An 18,599-nucleotide genomic window follows, 5' to 3' on the forward strand; every position below is an offset into this window, starting at 1 on the left:
CCGATGTCCAAGAGCTCCTCGCTGAACAAGGTCTTCGCCGACCTTCCCGTCACCATCTTCGAGGCGATGTCGCAGGCCGCCCGCGACAACGACGCGATCAATCTCGGCCAGGGCTTTCCTGACGATCCCGGCCCGGAGGACATCCGCCGCGCCGCGGCCGAGGCCTCGCTGAATGGCTACAACCAGTACCCGTCGATGATGGGCCTGCCGGAGCTGCGCCAGGCGATTGCGACCCATTACGGCCATTGGCACGGCCTCAAGCTCGATCCGATGAGCGAGGTGATGGTCACCTCCGGCGGCACCGAGGCGCTGACCTCGGCCATCCTCGCGGTGGTCCAGCCCGGCGACGAGGTGGTGTGCTTCCAGCCGGTCTATGATTCCTATCTGCCGATCATCCGGCAGGCTGGCGGCATTCCGCGCCTCGTCCGGCTCGAGCCGCCGCATTGGCGGCTGAATGAGGACATGCTGAAAAGCGTCTTCAATTCAAAGACCAAGGCGGTGCTGTTCAACAACCCTTTGAATCCGTCCGCGGTGGTCTATCCGCGCGAGGACCTCGAGCTGCTGGCGCGCTACTGCCAGGAGTTCGACGTCATCGCGATCTGCGACGAGGTCTGGGAGCACGTCACCTTCGACGAGCACAAGCACATCCCGCTGATCACAATCCCGGGCATGCGCGAGCGCACCATCAAGGTCGGCTCGGCCGGCAAGATCTTCTCGCTGACCGGCTGGAAGATCGGCTTCGTCTGCGCCGCGCCGCCGCTGTTGCGCGTCGCCGCCAAGGTGCACCAGTTCCTGACCTTCACCACCGCGCCGAACCTGCAGGCCGCCGTGGCCTACGGTCTCGGCAAGTCCGATGACTACTTCCTGTCGATGCGCAAGGATCTGACGCGGAGCAGGGACCGCCTGACCAGGGGGTTGGAGAGCCTCGGCTTCCCCGTACTGAAGTCGCAGGGCACCTATTTCCTCACCGTGGACCTGTCGCCGCTCGGGCTCAACGAGAGCGACACCGAGTTCTGCTGGCGCATCGTGAAGGACTACAAGGTCGCGGCGATCCCGGTATCGGCGTTCTACGAGCAGGACCCGGTAACCTCCGTGGTGCGCTTCTGCTTCGCCAAGAAGGACCAGACGCTGGACACCGCCCTGGAACGGCTGTCTGACGCGGTGCGCGGGCGCAAGAGGTAGCGATGACGAGGGGCAGCCGCTCGGGAGCTGGTCTTGCGATCGCCGCAGCGCTGACGTTGCTTGCCGCCCCGGCTTGTGCCGCCGAGCGGGTCGTCAATTTCTACAACTGGTCCAATTACATGGCGCCTGATGTCCTGGAGGCCTTCACCAAGGAGACCGGGATCAAGGTCGTCTACGACACCTTCGATGCCAACGAGACGCTGGAGACGCGCCTGATGGCCGGCAAGTCCGGCTACGACGTCGTGGTGCCCACGGCCTATTTCCTGCAGCGCCAGATCAAGGCCAACATCTTCCAGAAGCTCGACAAGGCGAAGCTGCCGAACCTTGCGAATGCCTGGCCGATGGTGACCAAGCATCTGGCGACCTACGATCCCGGCAACGTCTATGCCGCAAACTACATGTGGGGCACGACCGGCATCGGCTACAACGTTGCCAAGGTGAAGCAGATCCTCGGGGCCGATGCCAAGATCGACAGCTGGGACATCGTCTTCAAGCCGGAGAACCTGGCAAGGTTCAAAGATTGCGGCGTGCACATGCTCGATTCCGCCGACGACATCTTTCCGGCGGCGCTGAGCTGGCTCGGGCTCGATCCCAACTCGACCAAGCAGGCCGACCTGGAGAAAGCCGCCGATGCCGTCGCCAAGGTCCGTCCGTCCGTCCGCAAGTTCCACTCATCCGAATATTTGAGCGCGCTCGCCACCGGCGAGATCTGTTTCGTGGTCGGCTGGTCCGGCGACATCATGCAGGCCCGCGCCCGCGCCGCCGAAGCCAAGAAAGACGGCAGCAGCGGCATCGAGATCGGCTACGCCATTCCGAAGGAGGGCGCGCAGATGTTCTTCGACAATCTGGCCATCCCCGCCGACGCCAAGAACGTCAACGAAGCCCACGAGCTGATCAACTATCTGTACCGCCCAGACGTCGCCGCCAAGAACTCGGACTTCCTGTCCTACGCCAGCGGCAACCTCGCCAGCCAGAAGCTGGTCGATCCGAAGATCCTGAACGACAAGAACATCTATCCGGACGAGGCAACGCTTTCAAAGCTGTTCGTCATCACGGCGCGGGAGCCGGCGACGCAGCGGATCATCAACCGGCTCTGGACCAGGGTGAAGACGGGGCGGTAGGGCGCCCACTTCGTCATTGCGAGCGAAGCGAAGCAATCCAGAATCTCTCCGTGGCGGCACTTTGGATTGCTTCGTCGCTTCGCTCCTCGCAATGACGACGAGCTACCGCCACCTGCGATGCAGCCACAGCCATTGCTCGGGATGTTCGCGCACCCAGCTTTCCACCACGCTCGTGATCGCCTGGGTCGTGCCCTGGATGTCGATCTTGCCCTCGGCGTCGCGCACCGGCGGGATCTCTTCGCTGATCTCGCCGCGGAAGCGGCCACCGGGCAGGCGGATGATGCGCACGCCGTGGATCGGGCATTCGACCTGGCGCAAGAGGCGCGCCAGCATCGGATTGGCGCGGGTCTTGCGGCCGAAGAAGGTGACCTCGACGCCGCCGGTTAGGTATTGGTCGATCAGCATGGCGACGTGCTTGCCGTCCTTCAGCGCCTGCGCGAGCCGCAGCGGCGCGTCGCGGCCGGCGGGGATCAGCGTGCCCATGTTGACCTGGCGCATCTCCTGGATGATGCGGTCGGCGGAGGCGATGTTGGGGCGGCGGTAGAGGATCGCAGCGTCCAGCCCGTGCGCGACTGCCGCGAGCGCCGGCAATTCCCAATTGGCCAGGTGTGCGGCGAAGATCAGGGCCGGCTTGCCGTCGTCGCGGATGCGGTCGAACCGTTCGATGCTGCTCTGGGTCAGTTCGATCCGGCTCTTCTCCGGATGGGCACGGTCGTAATCCCAAACACGGTCCATATGGGCGAACTCGGCGCCGACGCGGCCGAGATTGTCCCACACGCCCATCAGGATCCGCTCGATCTCCTCCGGCGACTTCTCGGGAAAGGCCGCAGCGAGATTGGCACGGCCGATGCGGTGCTCGCGCAGGCGCGGGCCGATCGTCTTCACGACGCGTGCGAAGAAGTCTGAAGTCTTGACCGGGTCGAAATAGCGCGTGGTGCGCAGCATGCCGACCGTGGCGGCGCCGATCAGGCTGCCGCCGATCGATTTGGCAGCCTCTCGCGCGCGGGCCTTCGTGCTCGCAGTCAGTCGCGCCATGCGTCCGGTCAGGCCGGTTCGCGGGTCAGGATCAGCGAGGCGTTCTGGCCGCCGAAGCCGAACGAGTTCGACATCACGGCGGTGACGCGGGCATCGCGCGCCCTGTTACCGACGACGTCGAACAGGATGGTGGGATCCGGTGTGTCGTAGTTGATCGTCGGCGGAATGCGCTGATGCTCGAGCGTGAGCAGCGAGAAGATCGCCTCGACCGCACCGGCGGCCGAGATGGTGTGGCCAACCATCGACTTGTTGGAGGTGACCGGAATCTTCTGCAGGAGCTCGCCGAACACGGCCGATGTCGTGTTGTACTCCATCTTGTCGTTCTCGGGCGTTGCGGTGCCGTGCGCGTTGATGTGGTCGATCTGGTCCGGCGTCATGCCGGCGTCGGCCAGCGTCTTGTTCATGCAGCCGATGATCGGCTTGCCGTCGGGCGAGGAGCGGGTGCGATGGAAGGAATCGGTAAGCTCCCCGCAGCCGGCGATCACGCCGAGGATCTTTGCGCCACGCGCGGTGGCGGCTTCGTAGCTTTCGAGCACCAGCGCGCCGGCGCCTTCTGCCATCACGAAGCCGTCGCGGTTCTTGGAGAAGGGGCGGGAGGCTGCCTGCGGCGGATCGTTCTGGGTCGACAGGGCCGAGAGCAGCGAGAACCGGACCATCGCCTCCGGATTGACCGTGCCGTCGGTCGCGACGCACAGCGCAGCGTCGGTCTCGCCGCGGCGGATCGCCTCGACGCCGAGCTGGATCGAGGTCGCGCCGGAGGCACAGGCCGTCGACAGCGAGATCGGCGAGCCCTTGGTGCCGAAGGTCTCGGCGAGGTGCGCTGCGACCGAGCCGAACATGAAACGGTGATGATAAGCGGCGTACTTGCCGCCGCCGGAGATGCGCAGCAGATCGTCATAGTTGAAGTCGGGCTTGCCGACGGCGCGACCGAGCTCGCGGCGCTGCGGCCATTCCACCTCGACCGGCGCGACCGCGAGGAAGAGGGGACCCGGGAAATCGGCCTTGGCGCCAATGCCGGCCTGATCGAGGGCCTCCTGCGTGACGAGCTCAGCCATGCGTTCGGACAGGCCGGTGGACGAGAACGGCTCGACGCTGACGAAATCGACAGTGCCGGCCATCGTGGTCTTCAGACCGTCGACCGGAAAGCGGGTGATGGTGCGGATGCCGGATTCGCCGGCGACGAGCTTCGCCCAATTGTCGGCCTTGCCGGCACCGAGCGAGGTCATGATCCCCATGCCGGTGACGACGACGACGGGGCGCCCGAGTTTGTCGCGTGGTGCAGTCATGTCGATCCCCCGGGTGAGCTAGTCTACTGCCTCGACCAGCGCCATGCCTTCGCCGCGCCAGTGTCCGGCTCCCACCACCACAATCTGGGTGGGCGCTCCCTGCATTTCAATCTCGGTGCCGGTGGAATCGTTCGGCGGGAACAGCGCACCACGCGAGATCGACAGCGCGGCGAGTGCGATGCCGAGCGGGAATTGCGTCTCCATGGTGTGGCCGAACATCGTGCCGGTCGAACGCACCGGGAATTCGGCGTGAGCCTTCAGGAAGCCGCGCTCTTCGCTCGTCGCCGGCTCCGCACCGGTCGCGCCCGTGATGATCGCGCCCTTGCCCTCGCGCTTGGGCAGCTTGGCCCAAAGCTGCTCCAGCGTCGCGGCCATGTCGCCGGGCTGCTTGCGCCGGGCGAGGTCGGCGACGACGCTCGACAGTCTTGCGAACGGCTTTGCGCCGCGCGCTTGCGCGTGGGCTTTCGATTCCAGCACCAGGAACGCGCCGGCCGAGCCGAGCGCGAAGCCGGCGTGGTCCTTGCGCGCCCACACCGGTGCAAACTTGTCTTTCAAATTGAAGTCGCCGAATTCGTAGAGGACCATCAGGTCCTTGCGCTCGCCGTTATGCGAGCCGCCGACCAGGGCAATGTCGCTCTCGCCCGAGGCGATGCGCGCCAGCGCAATGCGGGCGGCATCGGCCCCCGCAACCTCTTCGCCCATGAAGGTGCGCGAGGTGCCGCCAAGACCGTGCACGATGGCGATGTTGCCGGCGAGCAGATTGGAGAGCTGCGCCAGGAACAAGGTCGGCCGCAGATCGCTCATCAGCCGTTCGTTGAGGAAGCCGGGCGCGTTCGCCCCCTTGGCCTCGGCCGTCAGCACGCCGGTGTCGACGTTGAGGTCGCGCTCGCCGCCGCCGGCGGCCACCACCATGTCGATCTTCGACAGGATGTCCTTGTTGCCCTTGATCCCGGCGGAATCGAGCGCAAGGCCGGCGGCATAGGTGCCAATGCGCTGCCAGGCTTCCATCTGGCGCTGGTCGCCCTTCTTCGGGATCTGGCTGTCGAAGCTGACAGGCATCAGGGGATGCACGATGTAGGGCGCAAAGCCCTTCTCGTCGACGTTGATGCGCTTCTCGGAAAGCGCGGCCCAATTGGCGTCCAGGCCTTCGCCGAGCGAGGTGGCAAGGCCAATGCCGGTGATCCAGACCTCGGTCTGGCTGGGCTTCGAAGCAGTGTCAATCATGGCGATACGGCCTGTTGCGGAAAGCCGACACGCTCGGCGACTTTCGCCATGTATCCGCGCATATCCGCATTGGGGAAGGGGATCAGCGTGAAGGTCAGCGCCGAATTCGCGCGCAGCTTGCCGCCGACCCTGATCTTGGCTTCGGTCATGGCATAGCCGGAGCCTTCATAGGTGAGGCTCGCCTCGATGCTCATGAGATCCCCGGGGAAGACCGAGCCGCGCACCTTGGCCTCCTTCACGGCGGCAAGAATCGGCATGCGCTCGAACTTGAACACGCCGAGCTGGAGCCAGCCGGAGGCCTGCGCCATCGATTCGATCAGGAGCACGCCGGGCATCAAGGGGTAACCCGGAAAGTGCCCCTCGAAGATGGTGCTCTCCTTGGGGACCTGGGCTTCGACGACGATCGTCTTCTCGTCGACCTTGAGGTCGACGATGCGATCGATCATGTGGAAGTATTCGAGTTGCATGGCCGCGCGCTTACGCGCTCGCGCCCTTGGCCGCAACCAGTTCGTCGATGCGGGCGCACAGGTTCTTCAGCACGAAATACTGCTCGGTGGTCGCCTTGCCGTCGTTGACCTCCTGGGTCCACTTTTCCAGCGGCAGCTTGATACCGAACTGCTTGTCGATCGCGAACGCGATGTCCAGGAAATCGAGGCTGTCGATGCCGAGGTCATCGATGGCATGGCTATCCGGCGTGATCGTGTCGCGTGGGATGTCGCAGGTTTCAGCGATGATCGTGGCGACCTGATCGAATGTGGAGGACATCACTAAGCCTTTGATATATTGCGGGTATTTGTCAGATTGTCCAGAGTGGCACGGTGGGTGGGCATCGCGCCCCTGATGACGCCCTCAACCCCCGCTCTGGCCGGGTCGAAAGCCCGTATATCGGAGCGCCGCCCTGAGTTCAATGGAGCCGGGCAGGCGAGGAGACGAGGCTGGGGACGCCCGCCGGGCCCGCTCCCGCCGGCGGATCGGGCCTAGATATGCGGCGTCGTGATCTTGACGCAGTCGCGACGGCCCATCAGCACGCAATCCTGGGTCCGGCGCAGGTCGGCGATGCTGACCGCGAGCCAGATTCCAATGGCGGTCAACGCGATGGTGAAGGCCAGCGCCGCGATGTTGGCGAGCATACGATGACGGAAATCGCCCGGCTCGGCACGAGGCTGCTCGTAGCGCGACAGGTCGAGCGGTTCGGGCGCGCCGCGCAACGGCTTCACGGTACCGCTACCGCGGTGGACCGCAGGGGGAGGCGAGGTGCGCGGCCTGAACTGGAGCACCCGGTGCTCGTCGTCAGAGCTTATGGGCCGCTGGGTCGTCATAGGGCGGGGATCACTCCGAAGCACGCTTTTTGATAGCACACGTGATGAACGTGTTGCAGAAAATCTTCGCAATGTCCGCGTGCAATCGTAGGCCCGCTCTATTTGCGCATGGACCGTGCGGAGCGATCGTGAAACCGGCCGTCATGGCGGCGGCAGGACGCAAGGGGTGCGTTGCAACAACGGACGTCGCGACCGCTATAGACGTCGCGCCGCGGAGTTCTCGGGATCGGCGCCATCGCGTCCCGGGCAACGGTTTGACATTCCGCAAACGCGTATGGTGGCAGCCCGGTACTGTCCGCCTGCATGATTGCCGAAGCAGCGTTCTGCCCTGACGTCGGGGGTGAGGTGGGCTCCAGGTCATGCTAACTGGAGACACGAACCATGAGCGTCATCTTCCGCATCCTCTTCGTCATTGCCGGCGCCATCACCGCGTTGTTCGTCGCGCGTGATGCCCTGAACTTCACCATCATTCAGACCTTCGTCGCCGTCCTGCTTGTGACGGCCATTGTGGGGGCTGGAAGTCTCTGGGGCCTGCGGCGGAAGACGTGAGCAAGGCAGAACGCGGCGTTTCCGGCGGACTGAGCGAAACCGAGGCTCGGCTGCGGCTGCAACAGGACGGTTTCAACGAACTGCCTCGGGCCGAGCGACGCACGCCGCTGCGCATCGTGCTGGAGGTGCTGCGCGAACCGATGCTCGCGCTGCTTCTGGGGGGCGGGCTGGTCTACCTCCTGCTCGGTGACCTCCGCGAGGCGCTGCTTCTGCTGGCGTTCGGCGCCATCTCCGTCGTGATCACGATCGTGCAGGAAACCCGCACCGAGCGCGTGCTGGAAGCCCTGCGGGAGCTGACCAGTCCACGCGCCCTCGTGGTCAGGGATGGGGAGCGGCGGCGGATCGCGGGACGCGACGTCGTCCGCGGCGATCTTCTGGTCCTGGCCGAAGGCGACCGGGTGCCGGCGGACGCGATGCTCGTCAGCGCGCATGATCTGGCGGTCGACGAGTCGCTGCTGACCGGCGAGTCGGTCCCTGTTCGCAAGCAGGCCGTCAAGACGCCGGCGCGCGAAACCGCTTCGGCCGAGCATCGCCCGGGCGGCGACGATCAGCCTTTCGTGTATTCGGGGTCGTTGGTGGTGCGAGGCGAGGGCCTGGCCGAGGTCGGGGCCACCGGCCCTCGCAGCGAGATCGGGAAGATCGGACTGTCGCTGCATGGCTTGCAGGCAGAGCCGCCGCGGTTGCAACAACAGACGGCACGGCTAGTGCGGCTTTGCTTTCTCGGCGGCGCGGCGATCAGCCTGGCCGCTGTCCTGCTTTACGGAACGTTGCGCGGGGATTGGCTGCAGGCGCTGCTCGGGGGCATCGCCATCGGCATGTCCATGCTTCCCGAGGAGTTTGCCGTCGTCCTCACGGTGTTCATGGCGATGGGCGCCTGGCGCATCTCGAAGGCGCGCGTGCTGACGCGGCGCTCCGCCGCGATCGAGGTGCTTGGCTCTGCCACGGTGCTGTGCACCGACAAGACCGGCACGCTGACGCAGAACCGGATGTCGGTTGCGGAGCTGAGGCTGCGCGACGGGACGAGCATGCGCCTTGCCTCATCGCAGCCCGCTCCCGTGGGAGCAGAGTTCTTCGAGCTGGCGCGTTGCAGCGTGCTGGCGAGCTCGCCGGAACCGTTCGACCCGATGGAGAAGGCCCTGCACACGTTCGTGCAGGCGCAGCTGCCGAAGGATGAGGAAGCCGGCGGCGCTCGGACCTTGATACGTACCTACGGCCTGCGGCCCGAGCTGCTGGCGATGACCCAGGTTTGGCGGTTGCCGCATCATCAGGACGTCTTCGCTTCGGCGAAAGGTGCCCCCGAGGCGATTGCCCGCCTCTGCAAGCTGGACGGTGCGCAGCAGGAGGCGATGCGCGATTCGGTCGCGGCGATGGCGAAGAACGGCCTCCGCGTGCTGGGCGTGGCCGCTGCGAGCCATAGCGGTGAGAGTCTGCCGACCTCGCAGCAAGGCTTTTCGTTCCGCTTCCTCGGTCTCGTCGGGCTGGCCGATCCGCTGCGTCCTGGCGTCCCCGAGGCAGTGGCGGAATGTCGTTCGGCCGGCATTCGCGTCGTCATGATCACGGGCGACTATCCTGCGACCGCCATGGCGATCGCCGGGCAGGCCGGGCTGGACGTCAAGGAGGTCGTAACCGGCGAGCAGATCAAGCTCGCGAACGAGAGCGAGCTGGAGGCACTCGTCAGGAACGTGAACGTGTTCGCCCGGGTCCTGCCGGAGCAGAAGCTGCGGATCGTTCAGGCGATGAAGCGCAACGGCGAGATCGTCGCGATGACCGGCGACGGCGTCAACGACGCGCCGTCCCTGAAGGCCGCCCATATCGGGGTCGCGATGGGCGGCCGCGGCACCGATGTTGCCCGCGAGGCGTCCTCGATCGTCCTGCTCGACGACGACTTCGGCTCGATCGTCGCATCCGTCCGCCTCGGGCGCCGGATTTACGACAATCTCCGCAAGGCGATGGCCTTCATTTTCGCTGTCCACGTTCCGATCGCGGGGCTTGCTTTGCTTCCCCTGGTGTTCGGGTTGCCGGTGATTCTCGGCCCCGTTCACATCGCGTTTCTGGAGCTGATCATCGATCCCGTCTGCTCGCTGGTGTTCGAAGCCGAGCGGGACGAGCGCGATGTCATGGCGCGCCCGCCGAGGCGCGCCGATGCGGTGCTGTTCTCGTGGGCATTGGTCGGCTGGAGCGTTCTTCAGGGGGGTCTGGCATTTGCGCTGATCGCCGCGATCTTTATCGTCGCGCTTCGTTCCGGCATATCTGCCGACGAGGCGCGCACGCTCGCCTTCATCGCGCTGGTCGTCTGCATCGTCGCGCTGGTGCTGGTCAACCGGTCCTTCAGCGCGTCGTTCCTGTCCGCCTTCTTCCGTCCGAACCCGGCATTGCTCTGGATCTTCGTGTCGATCGCGTCGATTCTGACCACTGCTTTGGTCTGGCCGCCGGCGTCCGGCCTGTTTCGTTTCGGTCCCCTGCATCTGAACGATCTGATGGTCACGCTCGGTGCAGGCCTGCTGGTGCTCACGGTGCTCGAATTGTTGAAACCGATCTGGGCACGGCGGCTGCGATTCTAGCCTTCGTCCCGGCGGGCCGTCTTTGTCGAAGCCTCCACCCGATGAGGATCGTCCCTGCCACCGAGCATCCGATGCAGCCAGCGCTCCAGGCGGCGGCCGATCGTCAGCAGAACGAAGGCGAAGGCCAGCGCGGCCAGCACGATCTTCCATTGCCCGGCGCCGCAGGCAATGCCGAGACAGGCGGCCAGGAAGGTGCAGGCGGCGCTGGTCAGGCCGCGCACGCGAAAACGTTCGCTTTCATGGACGATGACGCCGGCCCCGAGGAAGCCGATGCCGGTCAAGATGCCCTGGATCACACGGCTCGCCGCATCGGTGATCTTGCCGGGCTCGGCAAATTGGACCGTAAGCAGCACGACGGTTGCGGTGGAGAGCCCGACGATTCCGAGCGTCTTCAGCCCGATCGGCTTGCCGTGCAGGTCGCGGTTCAGGCCGATCGCGCTGCCGGCGAGCGTCGCGCTTCCGAGACGCAGCAGGATTTCGGGCCAGTCCAGCTCGGTCATGTCTTATCCGTTATCTCCCGCCGGCTTTGCGCCGGCAAAACATAGTCTATGCGGGCGAGAGGCTCAACGAGGTGCGACGGGCGACGGTGCAACGCACTGATGTCATCGGCCCGATTCAATCGGGCGATCCGGTATTCCAGATGCGTTAGTGCTTGAGCAGAGAAGCTGCGGCGCACTGGATGCCCCGGTCAAGCCGGGGCATGACACCGGAATTTGCGGAGGCGGCTGTCCGCCCCTTACCGCAGCGGCTTCTTCAGCAGCGAGAAGCGGTCCGGATCGAGCCCCATCGAGGGTTGCAGCATCGGGGCCTCGACGTTGGATAGGGTCTTGGCGGGCGGGGCCGAGAACACCGGATCGTTCGGCACGTCGCGCTGCGATGTGGCGCCGCGCCAGCGCTCGAGCACGGCGCTGACGAAATGCATGTCGTGACCGGAGGTGACCGACGGCACGCTCGAGATGGTGGCTTCGCCGCGCGGCAATTGGTGCGGCGGCACCTCCTTGAAGCGCAAGCGCGTCGGCAGCGCGACGCCCTCGCCGAAGGCCAGCACTTCACGCGTGCCGAGCGAGGGCACGAAGGACAGCAGGTTGGCGGCGGCGTCCGATACCGCGGCGCGCAGCAGCGCCTGGTCGCGGTCGTTGGCAAGACGCATCGTGAACAGCGTGTTGCACTGGGAGATGATGGTGGCGTCGAGCTCGGCCGGGCGCTGGGTGATGAGGCCGAGATAAACGCCGTATTTGCGGCCTTCCTTGGCGATGCGCGACACCGCCTTGCGGGTCGGCCCGAAACCGATGTTGCGGTCGGCGGAGGCGTAACGATGCGCTTCCTCGCACACGAACAGCAGCGGCGAGACGCCGTCGCTCCACAGGCCGAAATCGAAGGCCATGCGGCAGAGCACCGAGACGACGGAATCGATGACTTCGGCCGGGAAGCCGGCGAGCTGCATCACCGTCATCGGCTTGCCGTTGGCGGGCAGGCGGAACAGATGGCTGATGACCTCGGCCATGGTGTCGCCGCCGACATTGGCGTTGTCGAACATGAAGGCGTAGCGCGGGTCGTTGCGCACCGCCTCGATGCGCGAGATCAGCTTGTGATAGATGATGCGCGAGGAGCGGTTCTCGAGCTTGCCCATGCGCTCGTCGATCAGCGACATCAGGTCGACCAGGCGATAGGGCACCGGCGTGTCGACGGTGTAGCCGATCTGCTTGGGATCGATGCGCTTGAGGCCGATTCGGTCGGCGTTCTGGTACTGGGTGTAGACGCCCTTGGCGAGCGGGATCACCTCGGCGAGGATGTCGAGCTCCTCGGGCACGCCTGCGCGGCCACCGAACAGCACGTCGACGATTTCCTCGAAGTTGAACAGCCAGAACGGCAGCTTCAGGTTTCGCGGGTTGAGCACCAGCGCGCGGTCGCCGAAGCAGCGGCCATATTCGTTGTGCACGTCGAGCAGGAAGATACGCAGGTTCGGGCGCGCCTTCAGGATCTCGTTGAGCAGCAGCGACACGCCGGTGGATTTGCCGACGCCGGTCGATCCCAGCACCGCAAAATGCTTAGACAGCATTTCCTCGACGTCGACATAGGCGACGACCGAGCGGTCCTGCTGAAGGAAGCCGACATTGATCTGGTCCGAGCCGGTCGGCGCGTAGATCGTGCGCAGCTCCTGGCTGGTGATCAGGTCGACGGCATCGCCGATGGTCGGATAATTGGTGACGCCGCGCTGGAATTTCGGCTTGTCGCTGGCGTTGAGGATTTCGCCGAGCAGGTCGACCGAGGCGACCGCGATATAATTGTCGCTGCTCGACAAATTCTCGCAGGACACCTCGGTGATCATCGCGACGATGACCGAGCTGGCACTGCGAATGCTGACGAAGCGGCCGACGGTTGCCCGAACTTCCGAGATCGGCATCTGGCTTTCCGCCAGCAGCCCGACCCGGGCGAGCGAGCCGCGAACCGAAATCACGCGTCCAAAGGATGTCACGATCAATGAACCTGGCAAGAGCGAGAGATTTGTCCCGGACTATGCCCGGCCGTCGCTGGACAAACGGTTAAGCGCCAAGCGCGGCCGCTTCGTTAAATCTGTGACAATTCGGCCGTGGGGTTTGTTTCCGAACGCGGACTTATGGGCGGAAACGTCGGGAAAATGCTGCAGTTCAAGGGCCTGGCGCAAAAGAGGGGTTAAGGAATATTTTACCATCCGGTCACTCCGCTTCCCGTTTTCGGGAATGATGGCCCTCCCGCAGCGAACGTCATCCGAGTCCAGACTGGCGTTTGATTTGTTGACGGGACCTAATCATTTGTACATTAGTACAAATGAACCGGCGGCCTCGGTGCCGCCTTCGGGTGGGTCAGCCTGTTGCGATCCTGCACCCGAACGCGCGATCCGGCGGATCGCCAGCCTTGCTGGAGGAAGACATGCAGCCCGAACCGATCCTCGATCTTGCTCATCTCGGCCATATGGAGCTGCTGACGCCCAAGCCCGATGAGAGCCTGAAATTCTTCGTCGACGTCATGGGCATGACCGTCAGCGGCCAAAAGGGCGAGTCGGTTTATTTGCGCGGCTGGGACGATTACGAACGCTACTCGCTGAAGCTGACGGCGTCGAAAACCTCGGGCATGGAGCACATGGCGCTGCGCGCGCGCAGCCAGCAGGCGCTGGAGCGCCGCGTCGCCGCGCTGAAGGGATCCGGCTTCGACATCGGCTGGATCGATGGCGACATGGGGCAGGGCCCGACCTTCCGTTGCCGCGATCCCGACGGCCACATCGTCGAGCTCTATTACGAGACCGAGTGGTACCAGGCACCGCCGGAGCTGAAGCCCGCGCTGAAGAACCAGGCGCAGCGCTTTCCCGCGCGCGGCGTCAACGTGCGCCGGCTCGACCACCTCAACTGCCTCGCCGTCGACATCAAGGCCAATCGCGAATTCTTCGAGAATTACCTCGGCTGCCGCCTCACGGAGCAGATCGTGCTCAACGACGGCCGGGAAGCGGCGATGTGGCTGACGATGTCGAACAAGAGCTACGATTTCGCCTATTCGCTCGACCATTCCGGCGTGCCGGGCCGTTTCCATCACGTCACCTACGCGCTCGACAGCCGCGAGGAGATTCTTCGCGCGGCCGACATTTTCCTCGAGAACGGCGTGCACATCGAGACCGGTCCGCACAAGCACGCGATCCAGCAGACCTTCTTCCTCTACGTCTACGAGCCCGGCGGCAACCGCGTCGAGGTCGCCAATGCCGGCGCGCGTCTCATCCTCGCGCCCGATTGGAAGCCGATCGTGTGGACCGAGGAGGAGCGCAAGAAAGGCCAGGCCTGGGGATTAAAGACGATCGAGTCCTTCCACACCCACGGCACCCCGCCGGTGGAGATGAAGCACGGTTAGAGTTGAAGGCGTGAGCGGGGCGAGGTCTGAGCAAGCGTCTCGCCCTTCTAGACGACCGCCTTCGCGGTCTCCTCAGGGTGAGGCTAAGCGGCAGCCTTGCCTTATTGAACTCGTCCCACGTACTCCGTCCTCATCCTGAGGGACCGCCGCAGGCGGGCGTCTCGAAGGATGGCCACAGGCGAGCGTTAAGCCACGCCTTCCTTCGCCTTATCTCAGTGCGCCGACACGCGCACCCGTGCGATCGTATCGCGCACGCCCGGCCATGCCGGCTTGTCCGGTGCGAATTGCCTGCGCAGGAACGTGACGAGCTCCTCGATCTGCGCGTCGCTCATGCTGTTCCTGAATGCCGGCATGTAGCCGAGTTCGCTGGAGACCGGATCTGTGATCCCGTGCAGGATCACCTGGACCAGATTGTCCGCCGTCGCGCTGTGCAGGTTGCTGTTCAGCGCGAGCGAGGGACGAGTGCCGAACAGCGGCAGGCCTCCGACCTCGTGGCACACTGCGCAGGCGCCCTGATAGAGCCGCGCGCCGGTGGAGGAGGCGACGGTGACTTGCGTTGTGCTCTCCAGCTTCGCGGCAAGAGCAGGTGCGTCGGCGGCGGCGCCGTTGAAGGAACCTAGATAGACCGCCATCGCGCGAATGTCCTGGTCGGGCAGGGCCTTGAGGTCCCTGACCACAGGCGCCATCGGGCCGGCGGCGACGCCGTGATAGCGTGAATGGCCGGTGCGCAAATAGGCGAACAGCTCGTCCTCGCTCCACGGGATCGGCGCGTGCGAGAGCGCGGTCAGCGCCGGCGCCTCCCAGCCTTCGGCGAAGCCGCCGGCGAGATAGGCATTGCGCTGCTCGGCGCCGAATGCGTTGCGCGGCGAATGGCAGCCGCTGCAATGGCCGAGACCTTCGACCAGATAGGCACCGCGATTCCAGATTTCCGATTTTGTCGGATCGGGCTTGAACTCCGTTGCTTCATGGAACAACGCATTCCACCCCGCGAGCAGCGGACGGAGATTGAACGGGAAGGCGAGCTGATTCGCCGGCGGCGTCGCGCGCACCGCAGGCTGCGCCATCAGATAGGCGTAGAGCGCCTGCATGTCCGCGTCGCTGGTCTTGGCGAAATGCGTGTAGGGGAAGGCCGGATAGAGCTGCCGCCCGTCGCGATGCAACCCGTCGCGCATCGCGCGCGCGAAGGCGGGATAGGACCATGCCCCGATGCCGGTGTCGACATCGGGCGTGATGTTGGTGCTGTAGATCGTGCCGAACGGGGTCTCGAGCGCGCGGCCGCCGGCATTGAGCGCGCCTCGAAGCGTGGTGTGGCACTCCGCGCAATTGCCGAGCGCCGCGAGCTGCTCGCCGCGGGCGATCGTCGCTGCGGAATAAACCGACGCGTCGGGCCGTGCGATCGGCGCGATCGCGCGCCCCGGCAGCAGCGCGGCGCCAATGCCGATCGCAGCCGTGCACACCGCCGCAATTGCTGCGAAGATGCCGGCGCGCTTGGCGAACGGATTATCCCAGATGCGAGAGGGAGGCGGAGCCGTGGGCGCGGGCAGGGGCACAGCCGATGTTTCACCATGCAACCCCTTCAAGATACGTTCCGGGGTAAACGGCGGCTCGCGAAAGCGCACGCCAGTGGCATCGAAGATCGCATTGGCAATGGCCGCCGCACTCGGCACCGAGGCCGACTCGCCGACGCCGAGCGGCGGCTGATCCTGCCGCGGCAGCATCAGGACGTCGATCTTGGGCACGTTGGGGAAGGGGATGATCGGATAGGCGCCCCATTCACGCGCCGCCACCGCGCCGCGTTCGAACGAGACCTCTTCCATCAGCGCGCGGCTGGTGGACTGGATGACGTTGCCGTGGATCTGGTGGCGCACGCCGTCCGGGTTGATCATCAGGCCGGAATCCTGCCCGGCGACGACGCGGGTCACGCTGACGTCGCCGGTTGTCTTGTTCACGGCAACATCTGTCACCCAGGCCGACCATGCCGCGCCGTAGCCGGGAAACTTGCTGTGGACATAGAGGGCATAGGCAAAGCCGCGCCCATGCACGATTTCGCCGTCCTTGTCCTGCCTCACAGGGCGTGGCGTCCAGCCAGCGCGCTCCGCCACGGCATTGACGAGATCGATGGCGCGCTGGTCTTTCAGGTAACGCAGGCGATATTCGATCGGGTCGATTCCGGCCTCGGTGGCGGCCTCGTCGATGTAGGATTCGTGCGCAAAGGTGTTCGGCAGCGCGGAGACGCCGCGAAACCAGGACGCGCGCACGATCGGCGGCGTGTCGTGGGCGACGACGCGCATGTGCTCGTAGTCATAGGGCGGGATCGCGGTGCGGTCGCCCATCTGGAGCACGGCTGGTTCCGGTGAGATGCGACCGGTCAGCAGCAACGCCAGCGTCGGCGCGGCGTTCGAGGGATAGCGCGTGGCGAGATCGTAACCGGCGATGCCGCCGTCGGCATCGAGCCCGCCATTGACGTCGATGAGCTGCGCGGTGCCTTTGGGCTCCCAGGTGTGCTCCTGCTCGCGCGACAGCTGCACGCGCACGGGACGGCCGACCGCGCGCGACAGCAGCAGCGCGTCGGCGGTGACGTCGTCGGCGCAGTTGCGGCCGTAGCAGCCCGCGGCCTCCAGGCGGATGACCTCGATCTCGCTCTCGGGCCGCTCGATCAGGAGCGCAAGATCGCTGCGCAGCAGGTGCGGGTTCTGCGTGCCGGACCACACCCTGATATTGCCGTCCTGATAGTCCGCGACTGCGCAGGAGGGGCCGATCGAGGCGTGCATCTGATACGGCCAGACATAAGTGCGCTGCATCGGCTTGGCCGCGCCGGATATCGCCGCGCCAACATCGCCCTTGTCGATCAGGGTGCGCGGGGTCGATGGATTGGCGCGAAGTGCGGTCTCGAGGTCGGAAAGATCGGTGAGGGTGGGCGTCGGCTTCCAGCTCAGCTTGAGCTGCTCCGCCGCCCGGATCGCATTCTCCTCGCGCTCGGCGACGACACCGACGAAATCGCCGATGCGCACCACGGCCACGAGACCGGGAATGTCGCGGACAGATGCTTCATCGACCGCGATCAGGCTGGTGCCGACAAAGGGTCCCGCATCTACGCCGGCATAGGGCGGTCGCACCACGCGGCCGTGCAGCATGCCGGGCAGGCGGATGTCGTGGACGAAGGTCAACTCGCCCGTGGCCTTGGCCGGCAGGTCGACGCGCGGGACGGACTGACCGACGATCGCGTAGTCGCCGACGGGTTTGACCGCGACATCTTCGGCAAGCTCGAGTCGGATCTGTTCGCCGCCGATCAGTTCGCCATAGCTGACGCTGCGGTTGTCATGCCCGCGCACCAGGCCGTCCTCGATCCTGAGATCGGCCTCCGGCAGCTCCAGGCGCTCCGCTGCGCGCGCGATCAGGAAGCCTCTTGCCTGCGCTGCGGCCTTGCGCAGCGGCACGGCGGTGATCTGGATGGTCTCGCTCGCGATGGTCGCGCCCTGGTTCGGCACCAGGGCCGTGTCGCCGAGCACGATCACGACGCGAGCGAAGGACACATCCAGCTCTTCGGCGACGATTTGACCGAGTGCGGTGCGAATGCCGGTGCCGAGATCGACATGGCCGTTATAGGCCGTGACCGATCCGTCGGCGGTAATGCGGACGAAGGTCTCGGACGTCATCTCGTCCACGGTGCGGACGACGACAAGCGATCCCGGTGACCGGTCGGTTCCGTTCGAAACAGAGGAGGCCATCAGTCAGCCGCCTCGGTGAGCTGGCCCGACGCCCGCATCACGGCGCGCAGGATCTCGACATGGGTGCCGCAGCGGCAGAGATTGTAGCGCAACGCCGCCAACGCCTCCTGTTCGGTCGGCCGCGGGTTGATCGCGAGCAACGCCTTGGTGGTCATGATCATGCCGTTGAGGCAATAGCCGCATTGCGCGGCCTGCTCGTCGATGAAGGCCTGCTGCACGGCGTCAGGCTTGTCGCGCGTGCCGAGCCCTTCGAGCGTCACGATGTCGCGGCCAGCGCAGCCGCTGACGGGAATCACGCAGGCGCGTGCTGCAGCTCCGTCGATCAGGACAGTGCAGGTGCCGCATTCGCCGAGACCACAACCATATTTCGGGCCGTTGAGCGCGAGATCGTTGCGCAGCACGTAGAGCAGCGGCGTCTCCGGCGCCGCATCGATCTCGTGGATCCTGCCGTTCACGGTGAGGCGGATCGGTGTCTGCGTCATCCTAGGTCCCAAGCCCGCATCAAATTCGACATCGCGACGATACCGTTTGTACACAAACGTGCAAGCCATGCATGCCGCAGTGCAACGCAGCTGCCTTGTTTGTGGACAGAGCGGATGGGCAAATGAGGCTTTATGCGGCAGCTGCATCTTTTGCACTGCACCGCCGCTTGACAGTCGGAGGCGACCGCGCGCAACATCGTTCGTATACGAATGATAACCCGCGCCAGCTGGCTCCG

General features: G+C 65.3%; 15 protein-coding genes. 5 read left to right on the forward strand and 10 right to left on the reverse strand.

Annotated elements, in window-relative coordinates; genetic code table 11:
- Nucleotides 1-3: 3 nt before the first annotated feature.
- Nucleotides 4-1,182, forward strand: coding sequence for an aminotransferase (locus DCM79_RS30745; RefSeq protein WP_028135684.1), 1,179 nt, complete (start codon nucleotides 4-6; stop codon nucleotides 1,180-1,182).
- Nucleotides 1,183-1,184: 2 nt separating this feature from the next.
- A complete protein-coding gene (locus DCM79_RS30750; protein ID WP_257177778.1) occupies nucleotides 1,185-2,303 on the forward strand; it encodes a polyamine ABC transporter substrate-binding protein in 1,119 nt (372 codons plus the stop codon).
- 102 nt (nucleotides 2,304-2,405) lie between these two features.
- Here the strand turns inward: DCM79_RS30750 and DCM79_RS30755 are convergent, their stop codons facing one another.
- The 6 genes from DCM79_RS30755 to DCM79_RS30780 form a co-directional block, all read right to left on the reverse strand.
- A complete protein-coding gene (locus DCM79_RS30755) occupies nucleotides 2,406-3,338 on the reverse strand; it encodes a lipid A biosynthesis lauroyl acyltransferase (protein ID WP_257177779.1) in 933 nt (310 codons plus the stop codon).
- 8 nt (nucleotides 3,339-3,346) lie between these two features.
- Nucleotides 3,347-4,624: a beta-ketoacyl-ACP synthase gene (locus DCM79_RS30760; protein WP_257177780.1), complete on the reverse strand. Its 1,278-nt coding sequence runs from the start codon at nucleotides 4,622-4,624 to the stop codon at nucleotides 3,347-3,349.
- An 18-nt stretch (nucleotides 4,625-4,642) separates the two neighbouring features.
- On the reverse strand, nucleotides 4,643-5,848 hold the full coding sequence (locus DCM79_RS30765; RefSeq protein ID WP_257177781.1) for a beta-ketoacyl-ACP synthase: 1,206 nt from the start codon (nucleotides 5,846-5,848) through the stop codon (nucleotides 4,643-4,645).
- Entirely contained in the window at nucleotides 5,845-6,315 is a 471-nt protein-coding gene (locus DCM79_RS30770; protein ID WP_028135689.1) for a 3-hydroxyacyl-ACP dehydratase FabZ family protein, read from the reverse strand. The genes DCM79_RS30765 and DCM79_RS30770 overlap by 4 nt, the downstream gene beginning before the upstream one ends.
- A 10-nt stretch (nucleotides 6,316-6,325) precedes the next feature.
- Nucleotides 6,326-6,613, reverse strand: coding sequence for an acyl carrier protein (locus DCM79_RS30775; protein WP_007592476.1), 288 nt, complete (start codon nucleotides 6,611-6,613; stop codon nucleotides 6,326-6,328).
- A gap of 212 nt (nucleotides 6,614-6,825) precedes the next feature.
- Nucleotides 6,826-7,167 (reverse strand): hypothetical protein, encoded by a 342-nt coding sequence (locus DCM79_RS30780; protein WP_028135690.1) that lies wholly within the window; start codon nucleotides 7,165-7,167, stop codon nucleotides 6,826-6,828.
- A 381-nt stretch (nucleotides 7,168-7,548) separates the two neighbouring features.
- On the opposite strand from DCM79_RS30780, the gene DCM79_RS30785 reads away from it, so the two are divergent.
- Both DCM79_RS30785 and DCM79_RS30790 read left to right on the forward strand, forming a co-directional pair.
- Complete coding sequence (locus DCM79_RS30785; RefSeq protein ID WP_257177782.1) at nucleotides 7,549-7,716, forward strand: hypothetical protein; 168 nt, start codon at nucleotides 7,549-7,551, stop codon at nucleotides 7,714-7,716.
- The gene (locus tag DCM79_RS30790) at nucleotides 7,713-10,277 is read left to right on the forward strand and encodes a cation-translocating P-type ATPase (protein WP_257177783.1); all 2,565 of its coding nucleotides are present in this window, start codon (nucleotides 7,713-7,715) and stop codon (nucleotides 10,275-10,277) included. The genes DCM79_RS30785 and DCM79_RS30790 overlap by 4 nt, the downstream gene beginning before the upstream one ends.
- Here DCM79_RS30790 and DCM79_RS30795 read toward each other — a convergent pair.
- Nucleotides 10,274-10,777, reverse strand: coding sequence for an MgtC/SapB family protein (locus DCM79_RS30795; RefSeq protein WP_257177784.1), 504 nt, complete (start codon nucleotides 10,775-10,777; stop codon nucleotides 10,274-10,276). The genes DCM79_RS30790 and DCM79_RS30795 overlap by 4 nt on opposite strands.
- A gap of 236 nt (nucleotides 10,778-11,013) precedes the next feature.
- Nucleotides 11,014-12,753, reverse strand: coding sequence for an ATP-binding protein (locus tag DCM79_RS30800; RefSeq protein WP_257177785.1), 1,740 nt, complete (start codon nucleotides 12,751-12,753; stop codon nucleotides 11,014-11,016).
- A gap of 434 nt (nucleotides 12,754-13,187) precedes the next feature.
- Between DCM79_RS30800 and DCM79_RS30805 the strand changes: the two genes are divergently transcribed.
- On the forward strand, nucleotides 13,188-14,153 hold the full coding sequence (locus DCM79_RS30805; RefSeq protein WP_135168356.1) for a catechol 2,3-dioxygenase: 966 nt from the start codon (nucleotides 13,188-13,190) through the stop codon (nucleotides 14,151-14,153).
- 212 nt (nucleotides 14,154-14,365) lie between these two features.
- Here the strand turns inward: DCM79_RS30805 and DCM79_RS30810 are convergent, their stop codons facing one another.
- Together DCM79_RS30810 and DCM79_RS30815 are read right to left on the reverse strand one after the other, a co-directional pair.
- Nucleotides 14,366-17,881 carry a molybdopterin-dependent oxidoreductase gene (locus tag DCM79_RS30810; RefSeq protein ID WP_257177786.1) on the reverse strand — a complete coding sequence of 1,172 codons (3,516 nt, stop codon included), beginning with the start codon at nucleotides 17,879-17,881 and terminating at the stop codon, nucleotides 14,366-14,368.
- Nucleotides 17,881-18,363, reverse strand: a complete 483-nt coding sequence (locus DCM79_RS30815; RefSeq protein WP_135163888.1) for a (2Fe-2S)-binding protein — start codon at nucleotides 18,361-18,363, stop codon at nucleotides 17,881-17,883. The genes DCM79_RS30810 and DCM79_RS30815 overlap by 1 nt, the downstream gene beginning before the upstream one ends.
- Nucleotides 18,364-18,599: the final 236 nt, after the last annotated feature.

Origin of the sequence: Bradyrhizobium sp. WBOS07, assembly GCF_024585165.1 — a bacterium.
GTDB lineage: Bacteria > Pseudomonadota > Alphaproteobacteria > Rhizobiales > Xanthobacteraceae > Bradyrhizobium > Bradyrhizobium japonicum_B.